We start from the raw sequence: 20530 nt of genomic DNA, 5'->3' as shown, positions 1-20530 counted from the left end.
AGATAGACATGACTGAGACCAACGAGATCGACGAGACCGTCGTCGAGGAGACCACCCCCGCTCCGTTCGTCGACGAGCAGAACCGCGAAATCGCGTACCGTTCCGACGCGGACCCGGCCGCCGCCTCCGGCGCTTCGGAGAACGCCCGCCCCGCCGTCGTCGCCCCCGGCGCCGGCACCGGCCGCCGCAAGGAGGCCGTCGCCCGCGTGCGCATCGTGCCCGGCTCCGGCAACTGGACCATCAACGGCCGCGACCTGAACACGTACTTCCCGAACAAGCTGCACCAGCAGCACGTCAACGAGCCCTTCGTGATCGCTGGCGTCGAGGGTAGCTACGACGTCATCGCCCACATCGACGGCGGCGGCACCACCGGCCAGGCCGGTGCGCTGCGCCTCGGCGTGGCCCGCGCCCTCAACGCCGTCGACGCCGAGGCGTCGCGCCCCGCGCTGAAGAAGGCCGGCATGCTGACCCGCGACGCTCGCATCATCGAGCGCAAGAAGGCTGGTTTGAAGAAGGCCCGTAAGGCCCCGCAGTACAGCAAGCGCTGATCGCTGCACCGTCGAACGCCCATCCTGCTGCGGCAGGGTGGGCGTTCGCCGTTGCCCGGCCCCGCACCTGGTCCCTGAGCGTGCCCCGCGACGCTGGTTGAGCCCGCGAGTTCCACGAGCGGTGTCCTGAAGCGTGTCTGTCACCTGATGTACAGGTGGTTTCCGCTGTCTCTGATGGGGGCCTTCTCGGGGTGTGTTGCTGTGGATGTGGCGTTGTCGGGCAACGAGGGACCTGGGTGGGGGCCGGGGCCGGAGAAGCACTTGCGTTCCCCCGACCCCGACCCCTCCTTCGGGCCTGGCTGGGAGCTTGGGCCGGCGAGCCGATTCGCTCAATGCTGCTGAGCGCGGTGTAGAGTTCCTCCACGTGGCACGACTCTTTGGGACAGACGGCGTACGTGGCGTCGCAAACGTTGAACTGACCGCTGAGCTGACGCTCGACCTGTCGGTCGCCGCGGCGCACATCCTGGGGGAGGCGGGCGCCTTCCGCGACAGCCGGCCGCTGGCCCTCGTCGGCCGCGACCCCCGCGCCAGCGGCGAGTTCCTCGAGGCCGCCGTCATTGCAGGGTTGGCGTCGGCGGGCATCGACGTGGTGCGGCTGGGCGTGGTGCCCACCCCCGCCGTCGCATATCTCGTCAACGACATGGACGCGGACCTCGGCGTGATGATCTCCGCCTCTCACAACCCCATGCCGGACAACGGCATCAAGTTCTTCTCCCGCGGCGGCGTGAAGCTCGACGACTTCCTGGAAGACGCGATCGAGGCACGCATGGGGGAGGAGTGGAAGCGGCCCACCGGCAGCGCCGTCGGGCGCATTCACAACGACCTGGGCGCCGTCGAGGGTTACGTCGCCCACCTCGTCGCGTCACTCGGCGACCCCTCCCTGATGGGGCTGAAGGTGGTCATCGACTGCGCCAACGGGGCGGCGTCGCGCACCGCGCTCGAGGCGTTCGCAGCCCAGGGCGCGCACATCATCCCCATCCACGCTGAGCCCGACGGCCTCAACATCAATGACAACTGCGGCTCCACCCACATCGACGACCTGGTCGAGCGGGTGCTCGCCGAAGGCGCTGACCTCGGCATCGCCCTCGACGGCGACGCCGACCGCTGCCTCGCCGTTGACCACGAGGGCACCCTCGTCGACGGCGACCGCATCCTCGCCATCCTGGCCATCGCCATGAAGGAGGAGCGCCGCCTGCACTCCGACACCGTGGTGGCCACCGTGATGAGCAACCTCGGCCTCGTCAACGCGATGCGCGAGCACGGCATCCGCGTCGACCAGACCAAGGTGGGGGACCGCTACGTCCTCGAATCGATGAACGCCAACGGCTTCGCGCTGGGCGGCGAGCAGTCCGGCCACGTCATCATCTCCGAATATGCCAACACCGGCGACGGCACCCTCACCGGCCTGCACCTCGCGTCGCGGATGAAGTCCACCGGTAAGACCCTCAAGGAGTTGGGCGAGGTGATGACCGAGCTTCCGCAGGTGGTCATCAACGTGCGGGGCGTCGACAAGCTGCGCGCGGGCATCGACACCGGGGTGCAGGCGGAGGTCACCGCCGCCGCCCGCGAGCTCGGCGACACCGGCCGCGTTCTGCTACGCCCCTCCGGCACGGAACCTGTCGTGCGCGTCATGTGTGAGGCGCCCACAGCGGGGCAGGCCCAGGCCATTGCCGAACGGCTCGCCGCGAAGGTGGAGGAGCGGCTTTCGCTCTGACCGCAGGCGGATGGGCTAGTAAGGTGGTCATCACCCAACTGGACAAAGGAACCGCCGATGCTCGCTGACCCCGCCGACCAACGAACGCTGCTCACGCTGGCAGATCTCGATTCCGAGGTGGCGCGCGTGCAGCACGCAGCGCGGTCGCTGCCGCAGCACAAGACCATCGCGGATCTGATGAGCGCCCGGAAATCAGCGGCCGACGAGTTGGTGTCCTCCACCACCCACGCCGACGATCTGAAGGTCGCCGTGCGCAAGGCGGAGGCGGACCTGCTGCCGGTCAAGGCGCGGCTGGAGCGCACCGAGCAGCGCGTGGCCGACGGCTCCGTCACGGACGGCAAGACGCTTCGCTCCCTGACCGACGAGGTGGGGCACCTCAACAAGCGCATCTCGGAGCTTGAGGACGAGCAGCTCGAGGTCATGGGCCGCTTGGAGGACGCCGTCGCGCACCGCGACAAGACGGCAGCTCGGAAGGCGGAGATTGAGGATCAGCTCCGCGCCGAGGTCGCCACCCGTGATGAGGCAGTAGCCAAGCTCAGCCAGGAGGCCAAGGACCTGGCAGCCAGCCGCAGCCCCCTCGTCGCGCGTGTCCCGGATCAACTGATGGCGCTCTACGAGAAGTTGCGCAGCTCCACCGGCCTGGGGGCAGCCCAAGTCAAGGCCGGCCGCTGCACCGGCTGCCAGTTGCAGTTGACCCTTTCGGATCTCGACGCGTACAAGAAGGCGCCGGCCGATCAGGTCCTGCGCTGCGCGGAGTGCAACCGCATCCTCGTGCGTACCGGCGAATCGGGCCTCTGATGCCGTCTCCTCACCTGCGCGTCCATGAGATCCCCGAGTCTCTCCGCGAAGCCATCCATCTCCTGCAGGAGCGGCTCGATCTGCCCCGCCAGTTCCCTGACCGCGTTGTCGCCGAGGCGGAGTTGGCCGTCCAGCTGCCCACCGATGATCACGTGGACCTCACCGGCATCGAGTTCGTGGCGATCGACCCTCCGTCGGCCATGGACCTCGATCAGGCCGTGCAGATCGAGCGCGAAGGCGACGGCTACCTGGTGCGCTACGCCATCTCGGATGTGCCCCACTTCGTGCGCCCAGGCACAGAGTTGGGGGCCGAGACGCACCGTCGGGGCCAGACGATGTACGGCCCCAGCGCCCGCGTGCCGCTGCACCCTGCGGTGCTCAGCGAGGATGCGGGCTCACTCCTGGCCGACGGGAAGCCCCGCCCTGCCATGGTGTGGGAGCACCACCTGGACGCGAAGGGTGAGCTCCGCGACGTGCAGCTCACCCGTGCGATGGTGGTCAACCGCGCCAAGCTGAACTACGAAGGGGTGCAGGCCGATTTCGACGCCGGAAAGCCACATCCCAGCATCGCGCTGCTGCCCGAGGTCGGTGAGCTGCGCCAGCAGTTGGAGATCGACCGGGGTGGCGTGTCGCTGAACCTGCCGGACCAGGAGATCGTCGAGCGAGACGGCACCTGGGAACTCGAGTTCCGTTCGCTGGTGCCCGTGGAGAATTGGAACGCGCAGATCTCGCTGCTCACCGGGTTCGCCGCGGCACAGATCATGCTGGAGGGCAAGGTGGGCATCCTGCGCACCCTGCCGCCGGCGGAGGACTGGTCGATCAGGAAGCTGCGCCGCTCGGTGCGCCAACTCGGTGTGGAGTGGCCCAAGTCCATGCCCTACCCGGAGTTCGTGCGGTCGCTGTCTCCGGACGATCCCAAACAGCTGGCCGCGCTGACCAAGTGCACCATGCTGTTCCGCGGCGCCGGGTACCTGGCGTTCGACGGCGAGGTGCCCGATGAGAACCTGCTCCACGCCGCGCTGGCCGCCCCCTACGCCCACACCACCGCGCCGCTGCGCCGGCTGGTGGACCGCTACGCGCTGGAGATCTGTCACTCCCTGCTCAACGGCTTGGAGGTGCCCCAATGGACCCGCGAAGGCCTCCCCGCGCTGCCTGACGAAATGGCAGATTCCGGCCGTACCGCACGCGCCTACGAGAACGGCATGATCGACCTCACCGAGGCGCTGGTGCTCAGCGACCGGGTGGGGGAGATCTTCACCGGCGCGCTGACCGACGTCCATCCGAAGACGGGGGTGGGCACGGTGCAGATCGCCGATCCCGCCGTCGAACTGCGGGTCAAGGCGAAGACGGAAGAGGTGGGCTCCGAGGTGCGGGTGCGGGTGGACAAGGTGGACGTCCGGAAGGGACAGGTCACTCTGTCCCGCCCGAACTGACGGAGAGGCTCAGCCTCCGGACTTGCGGCGGAACTCACGGCGCCCGGCGACGGGGCCGTGAGCGTTGCCGCCCTGTTTGCGGTCGCCGTGGACGCCGCTGTCTGAGACGTGCTGTTCGGCCGCCTTCTTGCGCTCAAGCGCCTGCCGCATGGCTTCCTTGGGATCCAGCGGGGCGTCGGTCTGCTCAGCGTCACTCATGGCGTCACTGTACTCTCCTGGGTCGCGCGACGGCGGCGACGCTGATGCATCAGCCACACCAGGTAGAGGACCCTGCCCGCGAAGGCCGCAACCACCAGCCACCACAGCGGGTGGTGGGTCACGGCCAGCACGATGCCGATGATCATGACGCCCACGGGGCTGAGCAGGTGCGCCGCCTGCGGATACTCGCGGTTCTCGCCGTACATCAGTGCGCACCTCCATGCCTCGGGTGTCTCCCACCCTACTCAAGAGGGCGAGGCCACTGGAGGGGAGGCTCTAGTCGGTGGTGAACCGGGCCTGGATAGTGGCGTCCAGTTCGACATCCTCCGGTGACACGTTGACGCCCCCGTCGGGGGAGTGCATCCCGCCCCGCGCCTTCATCGCATAGGCCTGCTGGCCGGCGAACTCGCGCCCGACGCTGAGCAGCCCCGGATCTGCGATCTCGATGAACCGCACGGCGCCCGCCCCTGCGGCGGTGGCCATCGCCTGCGCGCGTTGCCGTGCCTCGTCGACGGCGCGGGCCAGTACGGCGGCCTCCTCCCGCACGCGGCGAGTTTCGGTCAACGTCCACTGCACGTGGTTGACGCTGATCCCGTCGCGCCCACCCCACTGGTCGATGAATGCGCTCAGCGCGGTGAAGTCCCGGAACTTGACCTTGGCCTGCGCGCTGGCGCCGTGCCGCATGGGCATGACCTCGCCCGACGTGGAGTGCGGCCGCCAACTGCGGGTCCCCAGGGCGGACAGCGCCGCCCACGTCACAGGGGAGTCATCCTGCTGCCGGAGTTCGTCGACGTGCTCCGCTAAGTCGTTCGCCAGGGCGGTGGACTCCCTGCCCACCTGACCCTTCTCGGCGCCCTCGAAGCCGATCGTGATGTGCACCGTGGCCCGCTCAGGTGGGAAAGCAGCGCTGGCATGGCCTTGAACCGTGATCTGCATCGAGACCTCCTTCCCCGTCAGCCTAACGTGCGTCGGATTGACACGAGGCGGTGTGGCAAAGTGGGCCCACCCGTGGCACTGTTGCGCAGTGAGCAACGATCATCGGGCAGATACCCACGATCAGATCCGCGTCCGGGGCGCCCGCGAGAACAACCTCAAGGACGTCTCCGTCGACCTTCCCAAGCGGCGCCTGACGGTCTTCACCGGCGTGTCCGGATCGGGTAAGAGCTCGCTGGTGTTCGACACCATCGCGGCCGAGTCGCAGCGGATGATCAACGAGACCTATCCCGCGTTCGTGCAGGGCTTCATGTCCACGCTGGCGCGCCCAGAGGTGGACCACCTCGAGGGACTGACGACGGCGATCATCGTCGATCAGGAGCGGATGACCACCAACGTGCGCTCCACCGTCGGCACCGTCACCGACGCCAACGCGCTGCTGCGGCTGCTGTTCAGCAAGCTGGGCGACCCCCAGATCGGCTCGCCGCAGGCGTACTCCTTCAACGTGCCCTCGGTCACCGGCTCCGGAATGATCAAGACGGAGAAGGCCGGGCGCACGCAGAAGGAGGCCAGGACCTACACGTTGGTGGGCGGCATGTGCCCGCGCTGCGAGGGGCGAGGCCGGGTGGAGGACATCGACCTCACCCAGCTCTACGACGAGAACAAGTCCATCAGCGAGGGCGCCATCACCGTGCCCGGCTACACCGCCGACGGCTGGTACGTGCGGATGTACGCGGGATCCGGCTTCATCGATCCGGAGAAGAAGGTCAAGGACTTCTCGAAGCGGGAACTCGACGCCCTGCTGTGGAAGGAGCCCACCAAGATCAAGGTGGACGGGATCAACCTCACCTATGAGGGCCTGGTGCCGAAGGTCCAGAAGTCGATGCTGACGAAGGATCCCGACGCGGTGCAGCCGCACATCAGGGCCTTCATCGAGCGTGCCGTGACCTTCCAGGCCTGTCCCGAGTGTGAGGGGACCCGCCTGGCCGAACACGCCCGGAACTCGAAGATCGAGGGCGTGAGCATCGCCGATGCCTGCGACATGCAGATCAGCGACCTGGCCGAATGGGTCCGGGGGCTCGACCTGCCCTCGGCTGGCCCGTTGCTGGGCACGCTGCAGGCACTGCTGGATTCGTTCGTGGAGATCGGCCTGGGCTACCTGTCGCTCAGCCGCCCGTCGGGCACGCTGTCCGGCGGCGAGGCGCAACGCACCAAGATGATCCGCCATCTCGGTTCGGCGCTGACCGATGTGACCTACGTGTTCGACGAGCCGTCCATCGGCCTGCACCCGCACGACATCGAGAAGATGAACGCGCTGCTGCTCAGCTTGAGGGACAAGGGCAACACGGTTCTCGTGGTGGAGCACAAGCCGGAGACGATTGTGATCGCCGACCACGTCGTCGACCTGGGGCCGCATGCAGGCAGCCGCGGCGGCGAGATCATGTTCGAGGGGACGGTGGAGGAGTTGCGCCGCTCCGAAACCCTCACCGGACGTCACTTCGACGACCGGGGCCGCCTCAAGGAAACGGTGCGGGAGGCGAAGGGTGCACTCGAGATCCGGGGGGCCAGCACGAACAACCTCAAGGACGTGGATGTCGACATCCCACTGGGGGTGTTGACGCTACTCACCGGCGTTGCGGGCTCCGGTAAGAGCTCGCTGGTGCACGGGTCGCTGCCCAAGGGCGCCGATGTGGTCTCGATCGACCAGGCCGCCATCAAGGGCTCGCGTCGCTCCAACCCCGCCACCTACACCGGCCTGCTCGAGCCCATCCGCAAGGCCTTTGCCAAGGCCACCGGAACCAAGCCCGCGCTGTTCTCCCCGAACTCCGAGGGGGCCTGCCCGGCCTGCAACGGTGCCGGCGTGATCTATACCGAGTTGGGGTTCATGGACGTGGTGACCACCCCGTGCGAGGAGTGCGAGGGCCGACGCTTCCAGCAGGAGGTCTTGGAGCACCGTTGGGCCGGGAAGAACATCGCCGACGTGTTCGAGATGTCGGTGGCCGAGGCCGAGGAGTTCTTCGGCGAGGGGGAGGCGAAGACGCCGGCGGCGTACAGGATCCTGCAGCGCCTCAACGACGTCGGGCTGGGCTACATCTCACTCGGCCAGCCCCTCACCACGCTGTCGGGCGGCGAGCGTCAGCGGCTGAAGCTGGCCGTCGCGATGGCGGACAAGGGCTCGATCTACATCCTCGACGAGCCCACCACCGGCCTGCACCTGGCCGACGTCGAGCAGTTGCTCGCGCTGCTGGACCGCCTCGTCGATTCCGGCAACTCGGTGATCGTCATCGAGCATCACCAGGCGGTGATGGCGCATGCGGACTGGATCATCGACCTGGGCCCGGGAGCCGGCAACGACGGCGGTCAGGTCGTCTTCGAGGGCACGCCCGCGGACCTGGTCAAGGACGGAAAGACCCTGACCGGCAAGCACCTGGCGGCCTACATCGCCAGATAGCCGGTCGACGGATCCTGCGCCGGCTCAGGATGCGGTGAGCCTCCTGGATGGGATGACCTCGGGTCTGCCAGCGGCCGGATTGAACTCGACGCGCCACTGGTCGCGGCGGCCTATTCGATCCGGTTCGACGATGTTGTGGTGCTGCTTGCAGAACAGGGCGAGGTGTTTTCCAGATTGGACTGCCCGAGCTGGGCCCACGGGTCGATGTGGTGCGCCTCGCATTCTTCAGGGGGTTTCGCGCACGACGGGGAGATGCATCCTCCGTCACGCAGGTCCAGGGCTTGACGCTGCTCTGGTGTCACCAGACGGCGGGCGCGGCCCTGATCCAGAATCTGAGACTCCCCGCCGAGCACGAAGGGGATGATTTCTGCCTCCGCAGCGAGCCGACGCCACTCCCCAGCAGTCAGTTCCGTACCGGACTCCAGAATGCCGCCGGCCCCTGAACGTTCGAGGAGATCCGACAGCGCGATGGTGACTCGGATCTGCGCCGCGGAACCGCGGCGTGAGCTACCTGTGGCGTTGATGGCTTGATGGAACAAGGCCAGGAAGGCATCTGCGCTGCGCTGCACCGGGGTCCCGTTTTTCTCTACCTTGGGCAGGAAGCTTCGGCGTTCTACAGCCTTCGCCCGCTGGCGGGCGGCCCGCTCTTCGAGCGTCTCATTGCTCAGCGCCAGCTCTGGGGCGACCTCTTCAAGGACCTTCGGCGCCAGTGCTGCGAGTTTCCTAGCCGACACGCCTCTGGCCGTGGTCACAAAGGCCTCGGCAACCTTCTCCGTGACGTCATCGGGCAATTCCGGCAGGCTGGCAATGCCCTTGGCGATGGCCGCGGCCTGCCGCGTGGTGATCTCCCCGTCCAGAGCCGCCTTCATCGGCGCTTCGTGGGTGCTCATGGAGCGCGCTAGCTTCACCTCACCATCGGATGGAGGCGGTGGCGACGTCGTCGGCGGTGGACCTTCTGGACGCTACTGGGACGTCGGCGGGACGCTGACGGGACGGTGGCTGGACGCTGACGCGCGGCCTGGACGTCGTAGGGACGCTGGTGGGACGCTCCGAAATGAGAGCATCGGGCATCATCGGACAGCATCGGATATCACCGGGAAATGGCCCCTGGCAGCGGGTTATGTCGCTGACAGGGGCCTTTGCGAGAAAGGTGGGGGACGAGACGGCCGGTAAGCCGGGTTCTGTCGACGGATGATCATCTATCTGAGGCCCATCGTTGCCGATGGGCTCATGCAACCTACCCGGACACCTCGCGCGAGCAGCGCTCGAACGGTGTCCGCAGCCGGCCCGTAGGCCGGCCTTCTTGGTCTTGCTCCAGGTGGGGTTTACCTAGCCGCACCGGTCACCCGGTGCGCTGGTGGTCTCTTACACCACCGTTTCACCCTTACCCATTGCTGGGCGGTCTGCTTTCTGTGGCACTGTCCCGCGGGTCACCCCGGGTGGGCGTTACCCACCACCCTGCTCTGTGGAGCCCGGACTTTCCTCAGCTGTTGCCAGCCGCGATCATCTGGCCGTCTCGTCCAAGCGGCAATCATATCGTGGACGCGGCGGCCGTCACTATTCAGAGCTGTTCTCGCAGGGAGTCTGCTGGCGTGGGCAACAGGCTTGTGACCAAGGTGTCAGGTCAGATGCACGGCCCCTTCATCGCCGCGTCGGGCGCGACGTTCACGGAGCGGTGAGGACGGATCAGGGGAGGGTGAGGATCTCCGCGCCGTCGTTGGTCACGACGAGGGAGTGCTCGAACTGCGCCACGCGGGAGCGGTCCTTCGTCACCACGGTCCAGTCGTCGTCCCACACCTCGGTGGCGTGGCCGCCGAGCGTCAGCATGGGCTCGATCGTGAACGTCATACCGGGCACCATCACGGTGTCCATACGTGGCTCGTCGTAATGCAGGATCACCAGGCCGGAGTGGAAGGCGGTGTGCACGCCGTGGCCGGTGTAGTCGCGGATCACGCCGTAGTTGAAGCGCTTGGCGTAGGCCTCGATGACGCGGCCGATCACGGAGATGGGACGCCCTGGCTTGACGGCCTTGATGGCGCGGTTGAGTGACTCCAGAGTGCGTTCGCTGAGCAGGCGGGACTCCTCGTCGACGTCACCGCAGAAGAACGTGGCGCAGTTGTCCCCGTGCACCCCGTCCTTGAAGGCGGTGCAGTCGATCTTGACCAGGTCGCCGTCCTCGAGCGGTCGCAGGTCCGGGATGCCGTGGCAGACCACCTCGTTGACGGAGGTGCAGATCGACTTGCGGAACCCGCGGTAGCCGAGCGACGACGGGTAGGCGCCGTGGTCGAGCATGTACTCGTGTGCCACCCTGTCCAGCTCATCGGTGGTCACGCCCGGCGCGATGGCCTTGGCGGCCTCGTGCATGGCCCGCGACGCGATCCTGCCCGCGACACGCATCTTCGCGATCACCTCGTCGCTCTGCACGTCCGAGCCGGTGTAGCGCTTGGGTGCCTTCTTGCCGACGTACTCGGGCCGCTGGATGCTGCGGGGGACGTCACGGAGCGGGGTGATGGTGTGCGGGGTAACAGGGTTCACGCCCCCGAGTTTAGTCAGCCTTCCCACCGGAGCGAATCGAGCACCGGCTCCACCTCGCGGATGTTCTCCCGATGGTCGATGGTCACGCAGCTGACGTAGACCGCGATCTTGTCCGGGTCGTCGGTGGGTACCAAGATGAGGTCGACGATGTCGCCCTCGATCCCCTCATGCTCCCAGTCGTTGACGTAGACCTTGGACGTCAGCCGCCATGCGGGCCTGCCCGAGACCTCCCAGGCCTCGTTCCACACCACGGTGCGCTTCGTGAAGCCGGCGAACATGCCCGACGACGCCATGCAGCTGATGAACTGCTCCGCCGCCGCCTTGGGCTCTGCGGAGAAGCCGTCGGAGACCAGGATGTAGCCCACGTTGACGTTGCTGACCCAGCCGTTGAAACCCGAGGTGACGATGTCACGGGTCATCGAGTTGTTGTCGTAGAGCCAATCGATGTAGGACGGGCGGGTCTCCCACTTGTCGCCCTGCGGGGCGGCGATGCTCAGTCCACCCCCGTGCAGCCTGCCGTCGACCAGTTCGCTGCGCGGGAACTGGCCGTTGTCAGGGCAGTCGACGATGTCGCCGAACTGGGACTCGATCTCGGTGGGGGTGGGCGTGTCCGAGGGGAGCAGTTCATCCCACTGCTCGCCGGTGGGGCGGCTGGTGCGGGTGTCCTCCGGCGTCGAGCTGAACGGGTTGGCCTGGTTCGGGAAGATGAGGAGCGCGGCCACCAACGCAGCCACGACGGTCAACGCGATCGCCAGCCACGCCCATCCCGAAATGCCCTTGCGGACCGGTTGCGGGTCCAGCCAGCGTTGACCGTCCCAGTACCGGCGCCCCTCGGGCGCCGAGGGATCTGGATACCAACCCGGTTGAGCCATGCGGACAGTTTAGAGCGTGGCCGAAGCAGTTCCAGATCCGCTGAATGTCACGCGGCTGTAACATCCGCGCGGCAGACTTGCCGCATGGATAGGCAAACGGAGTTCGTCCTGCGTTCCATGGAGGAGCGCGGGATCCGGTTCGTCAGGCTGTGGTTCACCGACGTGCTGGGGTCGCTGAAATCTGTGGCGATCGCCCCGGCGGAGGTCGAGGGCGCCATCGCGGAGGGCGTCGGCTTCGACGGCTCCGCCATCGAGGGCTTCGCGCGTGTCTTCGAGTCGGACATGGTGGCCCACCCGGACCCGTCGACGTACCAGGTGCTGCCCTGGCGGCAGGCGGGCCGCTCCACCTCCCGCATGTTCTGCGACATCCGGCTGCCCGACGGTTCCCCCAGCTTCGCGGATCCGCGCTTCGTGCTGAAGCGTGCGCTGGAGAAGGCCGCCAATCTGGGCTTCACGTTCTACATCCATCCGGAGATCGAGTTCTTTCTGCTCAGCTCGCTCCACCCACCGGTTCCGTTGGACCAGGGCGGCTACTTCGACCACACCACGCTGGGTGACGGCACCGACTTCCGGCGCGACGTCATCACGATCCTGGAGCAGATGGGCATCTCGGTGGAGTTCAGCCACCACGAGGCGGGCCCCGGCCAGCACGAGATCGACCTGCGCTACGCCGATGCGCTGACCATGGCCGACAACATCATGACCTTCCGCGTGGTGGTCCGCGAGGTGGCGGTCAGCCAGAACATCCAGGCCACGTTCATGCCCAAGCCGTTCTCCGAGCATCCCGGCTCCGGCATGCACACGCACATGTCGCTGTTCGAGGGTGACACCAACGTCTTCTACGACGCAGCGGATCAGTACAACCTCTCCAAGACCGCCAAACAGTTCATCGCCGGGCTGCTGCATCACGCGCCGGAGATCACCGCGGTGACCAACCAGTGGGTCAACTCCTATAAGCGGCTCATCGGTGGCGCCGAGGCACCGTCGTACGCGTGCTGGGGGAGGGCCAACCGCTCCGCGCTGGTGCGCGTGCCGCAGTTCACGCCGGGCAAGATGTCCTCGGCCCGCATCGAGTACCGCGCCATCGACTCGGCGGTCAACCCCTACCTGGCCTACGCCGTACTGCTCAACGCAGGTCTGAAGGGCATCGAGAACGAGTACCCACTGCCGGAGGAGACCGAGGACGAGGTCTGGCGCCTGACGGATCGGGAGCGCAAAGCGATCGGGATCCGGGAGCTGCCCCGCAACCTCGACGAGGCGATCCGGATCATGGACGAGAGCGAACTGGTGGCCGAAACCCTCGGCGAGCACGTCTACGAGTACTTCCTGCGCAACAAGCGCGAGGAGTTCGCCGCGTACCGCCAGCAGGTCACGCCCTGGGAGTTGGAGCGCCACCTCGGCACCCTCTGAGCCGACGGTCAGTTGAGCGGGAAGGCGCGCGAGGCCTCACCAGCGTGGACGCCGGACGCCCGCACGTCCGCCTCGTCCCAGGCGAGCCGGCCGGTGGCCAGCGCCGCGAAGGTCTCGGCCGTCATCTCCACCACGTTGGGTGGCGTCCCGCGGGTGTGTCGCGGCCCGGCCGCGAACCCGATCTGCACGGCGGCGAAGGGCGGCACACGCAGCTCGATGCTCGCGCCCGGATGGCGCTCGCCCAGCAGCGCACAGCCCGCCCTGCTCACGGCGGCCAGCAGGTCGCGGTTGAGCGGGGCCGGATCGGTGGCCGCGCGCAGCAACAGCCGAGTGAGATCTGGCCGACGCAGCGCCAGCTCGGCGTCGAGCGCGGCCAGGCCTGCGTCGTCGAGTCGCTCCCGCAGCGCGGCGACGACCTTCGGTGTGGGCTTGAACATGGTGGCTTTACCCTAGGCTGAGCGGGTGGGCAGATACCAGTCGCCGATGGGCGAGTTCGCGCGCAGAGGGTTCGACTCCGCGAGTCAGGCAGCGCGGGTCTGGGAGCGGTGGAGCGCCCGGCTGGGGGAGGAGCCGCCCATCGACCTCGCGCTGTTCGAACCCGTTGCCGACCGCGACCTGGCCCTCGATTCCCTCGAGCGCCTCGAGGCCGCCTCCCCGGAGTTGTTCCGGGAGATCGCCGCAGACGAGGCCTGGCTCCGCCGGCTCCTGCTCGTGCTGGGCGGCTCCAGCGTGCTCGCCCAGACCATCGTGCGGCACCCGACCGAGGCAAGGATCCTCGCCGTCGAACCCCGGCACCGCGGCCCCGCGGGCTGGCGCGACTTCTTCACCAACCGCATCCACCTCGACGGCGGGGTGGCACGAGGCGACGCGGACGCGTTGCGGTTGGCGAACCGGGCTGCGCTGATCGAGATCGCGGCCCGCGACCTCTCCTCGCCGCAGCCTGACGCTCTCGTCCACGAGATCGCCGCCGAGCTCGCCCACGTCGCCGATACGGTGCTGGATCTCTCGCTGGCTTACGCGCGCGCCGAGGTGCCCGGCTGGGAGAAGGTCCGGCTTGCCGTCCTGGCCATGGGCAAAACGGGGGCTGAGGAACTCAACTACATCTCCGACGTCGACGTCATCTACGTGGCCGAGCCAGCTGAGGGGGCGGACCCGGACGAGGCCGTCGCCATCGCGGGCAAGCTCGCCGCGGCTCAGGCGCGGCTCTGCTCCGCACACACGGCTGAAGGTTCCATCTGGCAGGTCGACGCCGCCCTCCGGCCGGAGGGCAAGGCCGGTCCCCTGGTGCGCACGCTGGCCAGCTACCGCGCCTACTACTCCAAATGGGCCAAGAACTGGGAGTTCCAGGCCATGCTCAAGGCGCGCCCCGCGGCGGGCGACCTTGAACTGGGCCAGGAGTTCGTGGACATGGTCTGGCCGCTGGTCTGGCAGGCGGGGGAGCGGCCCGGCTTCCTGCCCGAGGTCCGCGCCATGCGTGACCGCGTCATCTCGCTGATCCCCGCCAAGCAGGCAGATCGGGAGGTCAAGCTGGGCTCCGGCGGGCTCCGCGACACCGAGTTCTCCGTCCAGCTCCTGCAATTGGTGCATGGCCGCGCCGACGACCGGCTGAGGCTCCGCGGCACCTTCGAGGCGCTGATGGCGCTGGTGGGCAACGGCTACATCGGGCGCTCCGACGGCGCGGAACTCGGCCGCGCCTACCGGTTCCAACGGGTCCTCGAGCACCGCATCCAGCTGCGCCGGCTCCGCCGCACCCACGTGCTGCCCGACGACGAGGTGGCGCTGGGCCAGATTGCCCGCTCGATGGGCCTCACCGCCGAGGAGTTGGAGAAGCAGTGGCGTGACTCGGCCCGCCGCGTGCGCCAACTGCAGCAGCGACTGTTTTTCTCGCCCCTGCTCGACGCCGTGACCCAGGTCCGCACCGACGAACTGCAGCTGAGCACCGAGGCGGCCAAGACGCGCATGCTCGCACTCGGCTTCGCCGACCCGCAATCCGCGTTGGGCCACATCCGCGCGCTCACCAAGGGCCGCGACCGGGGCACCGAGATCCAACGCCAACTCCTGCCGGCCATGCTGCAATGGTTCGCCGACGGCCCCAACCCGGATTTCGGTCTCCTCGCCTTCCGGCAGCTCTCCGATGCGCTGGGCACCTCGTCGTGGTACCTGCGGGCGCTGCGCGACGAGGGTTACATGGCCCAACGCCTCGCCAGGGTCGCGTCGTCGAGCCGCTACGTTGTCGACCTGCTCAAGCGCGCCCCCGAACACATCAGGATGCTGGCCAGCACCGACGACCTGCGGCCCCGCTCCGTCGAGGAGCTCACCGGAGCGATGAGCAGGGCTGCGGGCCGCTACGACGACCTTGAACAGTCGATCGCCTCCGTGCGCGCGCTGCGCCGCGCCGAGCTCTGCCGGATCGCGCTCAGCGACGTGCTCGGGCATGCGGACCTGGCCACCGTGGGGGGCGCGCTCAGCGACCTGGCCTCCGCCACTGTCGACGCGGGCCTGGAGCTTGCGCGGCGGGAGATCGATGCGCCGACCGTCGGCGTGATCGCGCTGGGCCGGTGGGGTGGCTACGAGTTGAGCTACTCCTCCGATGCCGACTGCATGTTCGTGGTGCCCGACGGCACGGAGGGAGACGGCCTCGCCCGCGCGACGGAGTTGGTGCGCCGCGCTGCAGACATCATCGGCAAGCCCGGCCCCGATCCTGCGCTGGTCATCGACACCGGCCTGCGCCCCGAAGGCAAGGGCGGGCCGCAGGTGCGCACCGTGTCGTCCTACCTCGCCTACTACGAGAAGTGGGCCGCCACCTGGGAGGCGCAGATGCTGCTGCGCGCCCGGCCCGGAGCGGGGGAGCGCGACCTCGCCGACGCGGTGCTCACCGGCGTCGACTGGTTCCGCTATCCGGAGGGCGGGCTCACGCGCCCCCAGGTCGCCGAGATCCGCAAGCTGAAGTCCAGGATGGAGACCGAACGCATCCCCAGGGGCGTGCCCCGCGAACGGCACCTCAAGTTGGGGCCTGGTGGGCTTTCGGACGTTGAGTGGAGCGCCCAACTCCTGCAGTTGCAGCACGCCCACGAACATCCGGGGCTGCGCACCACCGCGACGCTCGAGACCCTCGCGCTGCTGGCCAAGCTGGAGATCCTCACGGAGAGCCAGGCGACCCGGCTCACCGAGGCCTGGCGTCACGCGAGTTTGCTGCGCGACGCGATCATGCTCGTGCGGGGACGCGCCAGCGATTCACTGCCCTCCGACACCCGCGAGTTGGCGGCCATCTCGCTGCTCCTCGGCTACCGCTCGGGGGAGGCCTCGCGGCTGGTGGAGGACACCCGCAGGGTGCTGCGCCGGGCAGCCGCCGTCGTCGACGAGGTGTTCTGGAAGGGGTGAGCGTGCCTCCCCGCCTGCCGGTGCTAGGGTTGTGTCAAACGTGTTCCGGGGTCGGTGAAAGTCCGAACCGGCGGTGATAGTCCGCGACCTTGTCAGGGGCAACCTTGACGAGTTGACTCGGTGAAACTCCGAGACCGACAGTCAGAGTCTGGATGGGAGGAACGCGTCGCCATCGGCGCAACTGCTGCGTCCCGACGGCGCTCGCGGGTTTCTGCGAGCGTGCAACGGGCCGCGGGCGTCGCATGGCGCGTGCCCCGGGCCTGGTGAAGGAGTGACGGGGCAGATGACCACCGGTGAGCGACGCAGAGCGCGCAGCCTTGCGCGCCTCGGGCTCTGGTCCGCCTACCCCGCCCGCACCAGGCCCACCGCTGGCCGCTGGGTCCCTGCCACCGTCGCGCTCGCCCTCGCGGTGGTCGTGTGGTGGGCGGTGACCGCATGCGGCCTGATCGCACCGCTGTACCTGCCGGGGCCGGGTGACGTGCTCGCCCGCATGGCCTCACAGGCACAGCTGGGCATCGCGTGGCGCTACCTGTCGCCCACGCTGATCGCAGCCCTGCTCGGCGTCGGCCTGGCCCTCCTGATCGCGATCCCGCTGGGCATCGTGATCACGCACTCGCGGCTGCTGGCCGCCGTGCTGGAGCCCGTCGTCGCCATCTCGCAGACCGTCCCGCTGGTGGCCACCGCGCCCCTGCTGGTGCTGTGGATCGGCTACGGGACGGTGCCCATCGCGGTGCTCTGCGCGACCGTCGCGTTCTTCCCCATGGTGACCACCACCATCGTCGGATTCCGGTCCCTCGACATGCGCGTGGTGGAAAACGCCCTCCTCGACGGCGCCAACGGCTGGCAGCGTCTCGTCCACATCGAAGGGCCCATGGCGGCCCCGGCAGTGCTGGCCGGGGTGCGCGGCGGCGTGGTGCTCGCCATGACCGGCGCGGTCGTCGGCGAGCTCGTCATGGGTGGCGCCGGGCTCGGCACCCTGCTCACGTTGTCCCGGGAGGCCGCAGACACCGCCGGCGTGTTCGCCGTGGTGGCCTGGATCAGCCTCTCAGCCATGGCCCTGTACGGCCTCGTCCAGTTGCTGGAGCGAGCGGCAGTGGCCCGTCTGCAAGGAGAAACAACATGATCAGTCGACGCAGCGTGCTGCTGGGCACCCTCGCGGCGGGGGCCGCCGCCAGCCTGGCCGCCTGTGGAAACACCAGCACGGAGGCCGTGGGCGACGGCAAGCTCACCGTCGGCCTCACCTTCATCCCCAACGTACAGTTCAGCGCCTTCTACCTCGGCGTCAAGGAGGGCATCTTCGCCAAGCACGGGCTCGACCTCACGCTGCGCCACCACGGCCAGCAGGAGGACCTTTGGGGTGCGGTCCTGGGCGGCCAGGAGGACATCGTGTTCGCCTCCGCCGACGAGGCGATGGTCGCCAAGGCCGGCGGCAACGACCTGCGTCCCTTCGCCACGGCCTACCAGACCTATCCGCTCACCGTGATGGGCGGCGACCCCACCAGGCACACCGCCGACGCCGGGCTCGAGGTGCTGAAGGGTGCCACCCTCGGGGTGCCAGGGCACTTCGGCTCCAGCTACTACGCCGCGCTGTGCGCCATCCATCAGGCGGGCCTCACCGAGAACGACGTGGAACTCGTCGACATCGGCTACACCACGCTCTCCGCGCTGGCGGCCAGGCAGGTCGAATTCGCCATGGGCTTCATCAACAACGAGGGCGTGCAACTCGACAACCAGAACATCGAGTCGCTGTCCATCCCCGTCTTCGACCCCGCCACAGCGATGCTGGTGGGCCCCAGCCTGATCGCGCCCGGCACGGAGATCCCGCAGGACGTGCTGCGCGCCGTGGCGCTGGGCATGCAGGAGGCGCAGGAGGCGATCGTCGCCGACCCGCAGGCCGCCCTCGACGCCACCGCGGAGCACGTCCCGGCCATGGCCGAGGCCGAGCAACGCGCCACAGCGGAGAAGGTGCTGGCCGCCACCGCTGAGCTGTGGCAGCGCGACGGCGAGGTCACCGTCGCCCTCGACACCGCGGCCTTCGACCGGATGGGGGAGTTTCTCACCGGGGCGGGCATCATCGACGCCGCGCCGTCGGACCCGTACCTGTCCGTCCTTTGACGCCTGGCCCCTGAGCCCGCGAATCCTGCGAACGACGAAGGGCCCCCGCAGCTTCCCTCGGACCTGATATCTGGAATCAGGTGTTGGGTCAGCTTGCGGGGGCCCTTCCTTCGACCTGTCCGGCGCTTCGCGCTTGAACAGGCTCAGCACAAGCGTCGTGCCCGGTGCCTTCGTCGCGGGGCACGCTCAGGGAGCGGGTTGGTCAGGAACCGCTGCCGGCGCCGATGTGGTTGGTGTCGGCGCTCTCGGTCACGCCTGCGCGGACCTTGTCCTCGATGCGCTGGCCGATGTTCTCGTCAACGCTCTTCCAGTACCAGAAGCCGCGCTCCTGGACCTGCTGCTCGCACTGGGCGAGGCCGCCGGCGACGGTCTCGACGAAGCGATCGCGCTGAGCGTCGTCGAAGACCTCGCGCACCAGGGTGCCCGCCTGGCCGAAGTCGTCATCCTCGGCGTGCTTGGTGATCGCGGCGCGAACGAGTGAGCCGTCGGCCTCCCAGCCGGCCTCGTCAACCACCTCAGCATCGGTGTAGTCGCGGCCGTAGCTGTTGAACGTGTACACCGGGGCCGGGCCGTTGTGCAGGTACTGCATGTGGCCCTGATCGGCGTAGTTGTTCATCTGCGTGATGGGCTGGTTGACCGGCAGCTGGTGGAAGTTGGCGCCGATGCGGGCGCGCTGGGCGTCCGGGTAGGCGAACACGCGCGACAGGAGCATCTTGTCGGGGGACACGCCGGTGCCGGGGATCATGTTCGACGGCGAGAAGGCGGCCTGCTCGATCTGCGCGAAGAAGTGCGTGGGGTTCTCGTTGAGTTCCATCACGCCCACCTCGATGAGGGGGTAGTCCTTGTGGGACCAGATCTTCGTCAGGTCGAACGGGTTGAAGCGGTAGTCCTTCGCCTCGTCGTACGGCATGACCTGCATGTGCAGCGTCCAGGACGGGAACTCGCCGCGCTTGATGGCGTCGAACAGGTCCTCACGGTGGTGGTCGGCGTTCTCGCCCGCGATGCGGTTGGCCTCTTCCTGGGTGAGGTTCTTCTCGCCCTGGTTGGTGCGCCAGTGGTACTTCACCCAGAACTTCTCGCCCTCGGCGTTGACCCACATGTAGGTGTGCGAAGAGAAGCCGTGCATGTGGCGCCAGGTGGCGGGCAGGCCGCGGTCACCCATGAGGTAGGTCACCTGGTGGGCCGTCTCCGGCGAGTTGGTCCAGAAGTCCCACTGCATGTTGGCGTTGCGGAGGCCCGAGGAAGGGAGGCGCTTCTGCGAACGGATGAAGTTGGGGAACTTGAGAGGATCGCGCACGAAGAACACAGGGGTGTTGTTGCCCACGATGTCGAGGTTGCCCTCGGTGGAGTAGAAGCGCACGGAGAAGCCGCGCACGTCGCGCCAGGTGTCGGGGGAACCCTGCTCGCCGGCGACGGTGGAGAAGCGGGCCAGCATCCGGGTCTCGGCGCCCGGCTGGAAGGGGGCGGCCTTGGTGTACTTCGTGACGTCCTGGGTCACCTTGAAGGTGCCGAACGCGCCCGAGCCCTTGGCGTGCGGGCTGCGCTCCGGGACGCGCTCGCGGTTGAAGTGGGCGAGCTGCTCGACGAGATGCACGTCGTGCAGGACGATGGGCCCGTTGTTGCCCACCGTCAGGGAATGGGCGTCAGACTCCGCGGGGGCGCCGTTCAGGCGGGTGGACGGTCCGGTGGGCTGGTACTCGCCCGATTCAGTGAACTCGGTCATTGGTTCCTCTCGTTGCAGTGGGCACACGTTCCCCAGTAGATGACCTCCGCCTCGTCGATGACGAAGCCGTGATCACCCACTGCGGACAAACAGGGGGCGGCGCCGGTGGCGCACTCCACATCACGCATGTCGCCGCAGGTGCGGCAGATCAGGTGGTGGTGGTTGTCGCCGGTCTCCAGTTCGTAGCGCGGGGGCTGCCCCGCGGGCTCCACGCGCCTGATGAGGCCGTGGGTGTGGAGAGTGGCGAGGTTGTCGTAGACGGCCTGGACGGACGCGCTGCCGGTGCGGCTGCGCACGGCGTCGGTCACATCGCCGACCCGGAGGTGCGGCTGCTCGGTGAGCGCGGTCAGGACGGCGACGCGGCCCGCTGTGATGCGCAGGCCGGCATCCTTCAGCGTGGTGGGCCAGTCGTGCATGG

General features: G+C 68.2%; 18 protein-coding genes, 1 other RNA gene and 1 riboswitch. Of the genes, 9 read left to right on the top strand and 10 right to left on the bottom strand.

Annotated elements, in window-relative coordinates; translation table 11 throughout:
- The first annotated feature begins 8 nt into the window (after window positions 1-8).
- The 4 genes from rpsI to BN1186_RS14470 all read left to right on the top strand — a co-directional run bounded on the left by rpsI (window position 9) and on the right by BN1186_RS14470 (window position 4493).
- Window positions 9-548: a 30S ribosomal protein S9 gene (gene rpsI, locus BN1186_RS14485; protein WP_040284640.1), complete on the top strand. Its 540-nt coding sequence runs from the start codon at window positions 9-11 to the stop codon at window positions 546-548.
- Window positions 549-912: 364 nt separating this feature from the next.
- Window positions 913-2262, top strand: coding sequence for a phosphoglucosamine mutase (gene glmM / locus BN1186_RS14480; protein ID WP_040284639.1), 1350 nt, complete (start codon window positions 913-915; stop codon window positions 2260-2262).
- 57 nt (window positions 2263-2319) lie between these two features.
- Window positions 2320-3060, top strand: a complete 741-nt coding sequence (locus BN1186_RS14475; protein ID WP_040284638.1) for a zinc ribbon domain-containing protein — start codon at window positions 2320-2322, stop codon at window positions 3058-3060.
- Window positions 3060-4493 carry an RNB domain-containing ribonuclease gene (locus BN1186_RS14470; RefSeq protein WP_040284637.1) on the top strand — a complete coding sequence of 478 codons (1434 nt, stop codon included), beginning with the start codon at window positions 3060-3062 and terminating at the stop codon, window positions 4491-4493. The genes BN1186_RS14475 and BN1186_RS14470 overlap by 1 nt, the downstream gene beginning before the upstream one ends.
- Before the next feature lie 9 nt (window positions 4494-4502).
- Here the strand turns inward: BN1186_RS14470 and BN1186_RS14465 are convergent, their stop codons facing one another.
- From BN1186_RS14465 to BN1186_RS14455, 3 genes are all read right to left on the bottom strand, one after another.
- A complete protein-coding gene (locus BN1186_RS14465; protein ID WP_040284636.1) occupies window positions 4503-4691 on the bottom strand; it encodes a DUF5302 domain-containing protein in 189 nt (62 codons plus the stop codon).
- Window positions 4688-4897, bottom strand: coding sequence for a hypothetical protein (locus BN1186_RS14460; RefSeq protein WP_040284635.1), 210 nt, complete (start codon window positions 4895-4897; stop codon window positions 4688-4690). Before BN1186_RS14460 ends, BN1186_RS14465 begins: the two co-directional genes overlap by 4 nt.
- A 70-nt stretch (window positions 4898-4967) precedes the next feature.
- Window positions 4968-5627, bottom strand: a complete 660-nt coding sequence (locus BN1186_RS14455) for an SIMPL domain-containing protein (RefSeq protein ID WP_052460209.1) — start codon at window positions 5625-5627, stop codon at window positions 4968-4970.
- 88 nt (window positions 5628-5715) lie between these two features.
- Here BN1186_RS14455 and BN1186_RS14450 point away from each other — a divergent pair, with 88 nt between their 5' ends.
- The gene (locus BN1186_RS14450; RefSeq protein ID WP_040284634.1) at window positions 5716-8076 is read left to right on the top strand and encodes an ATP-binding cassette domain-containing protein; all 2361 of its coding nucleotides are present in this window, start codon (window positions 5716-5718) and stop codon (window positions 8074-8076) included.
- 110 nt (window positions 8077-8186) lie between these two features.
- Here BN1186_RS14450 and BN1186_RS14445 read toward each other — a convergent pair whose 3' ends face one another.
- The 4 genes from BN1186_RS14445 to BN1186_RS14430 form a co-directional block, all read right to left on the bottom strand.
- A complete protein-coding gene (locus BN1186_RS14445) occupies window positions 8187-8966 on the bottom strand; it encodes an HNH endonuclease signature motif containing protein (RefSeq protein ID WP_082031459.1) in 780 nt (259 codons plus the stop codon).
- A 264-nt stretch (window positions 8967-9230) separates the two neighbouring features.
- An RNA gene (rnpB, locus tag BN1186_RS14440) (RNase P RNA component class A) lies at window positions 9231-9595 on the bottom strand.
- Window positions 9596-9762: 167 nt separating this feature from the next.
- Window positions 9763-10611, bottom strand: coding sequence for a type I methionyl aminopeptidase (map, locus tag BN1186_RS14435; RefSeq protein WP_082031457.1), 849 nt, complete (start codon window positions 10609-10611; stop codon window positions 9763-9765).
- A gap of 14 nt (window positions 10612-10625) precedes the next feature.
- A complete protein-coding gene (locus tag BN1186_RS14430) occupies window positions 10626-11483 on the bottom strand; it encodes a DUF2510 domain-containing protein (RefSeq protein WP_040284632.1) in 858 nt (285 codons plus the stop codon).
- 117 nt (window positions 11484-11600) lie between these two features.
- Between BN1186_RS14430 and BN1186_RS14425 the strand changes: the two genes are divergently transcribed.
- Window positions 11601-12893, top strand: a complete 1293-nt coding sequence (locus tag BN1186_RS14425; RefSeq protein WP_040284631.1) for a glutamine synthetase family protein — start codon at window positions 11601-11603, stop codon at window positions 12891-12893.
- 8 nt (window positions 12894-12901) lie between these two features.
- Here the strand turns inward: BN1186_RS14425 and BN1186_RS15640 are convergent, their stop codons facing one another.
- Window positions 12902-13330 carry a sterol carrier family protein gene (locus BN1186_RS15640; RefSeq protein ID WP_052460208.1) on the bottom strand — a complete coding sequence of 143 codons (429 nt, stop codon included), beginning with the start codon at window positions 13328-13330 and terminating at the stop codon, window positions 12902-12904.
- Window positions 13331-13355: 25 nt separating this feature from the next.
- Here BN1186_RS15640 and BN1186_RS14415 point away from each other — a divergent pair, with 25 nt between their 5' ends.
- From BN1186_RS14415 to BN1186_RS14405, 3 genes are all read left to right on the top strand, one after another.
- The gene (locus tag BN1186_RS14415) at window positions 13356-16274 is read left to right on the top strand and encodes a bifunctional [glutamine synthetase] adenylyltransferase/[glutamine synthetase]-adenylyl-L-tyrosine phosphorylase (protein ID WP_082031455.1); all 2919 of its coding nucleotides are present in this window, start codon (window positions 13356-13358) and stop codon (window positions 16272-16274) included.
- Between the two features lie 37 nt (window positions 16275-16311).
- A riboswitch (FMN riboswitch) is annotated at window positions 16312-16442 on the top strand.
- A 115-nt stretch (window positions 16443-16557) separates the two neighbouring features.
- Entirely contained in the window at window positions 16558-17397 is an 840-nt protein-coding gene (locus BN1186_RS14410) for an ABC transporter permease (protein WP_082031453.1), read from the top strand.
- Window positions 17394-18389 (top strand): ABC transporter substrate-binding protein, encoded by a 996-nt coding sequence (locus BN1186_RS14405; protein WP_052460207.1) that lies wholly within the window; start codon window positions 17394-17396, stop codon window positions 18387-18389. Before BN1186_RS14410 ends, BN1186_RS14405 begins: the two co-directional genes overlap by 4 nt.
- Window positions 18390-18591: 202 nt before the next feature.
- Here the strand turns inward: BN1186_RS14405 and BN1186_RS14400 are convergent, their stop codons facing one another.
- Entirely contained in the window at window positions 18592-20112 is a 1521-nt protein-coding gene (locus BN1186_RS14400; protein ID WP_040284629.1) for a catalase, read from the bottom strand.
- On the bottom strand, window positions 20109-20528 hold the full coding sequence (locus BN1186_RS14395; protein ID WP_040284950.1) for a Fur family transcriptional regulator: 420 nt from the start codon (window positions 20526-20528) through the stop codon (window positions 20109-20111). Before BN1186_RS14395 ends, BN1186_RS14400 begins: the two co-directional genes overlap by 4 nt.
- Window positions 20529-20530: the final 2 nt, after the last annotated feature.

This window comes from Tessaracoccus massiliensis, from assembly GCF_000826065.2.
Taxonomy (GTDB): domain Bacteria; phylum Actinomycetota; class Actinomycetes; order Propionibacteriales; family Propionibacteriaceae; genus Arachnia; species Arachnia massiliensis_A.
The sequence above is the reverse complement of the archived record's forward strand: the minus strand, read 5'-3'. Positions and strand labels throughout refer to the sequence as shown.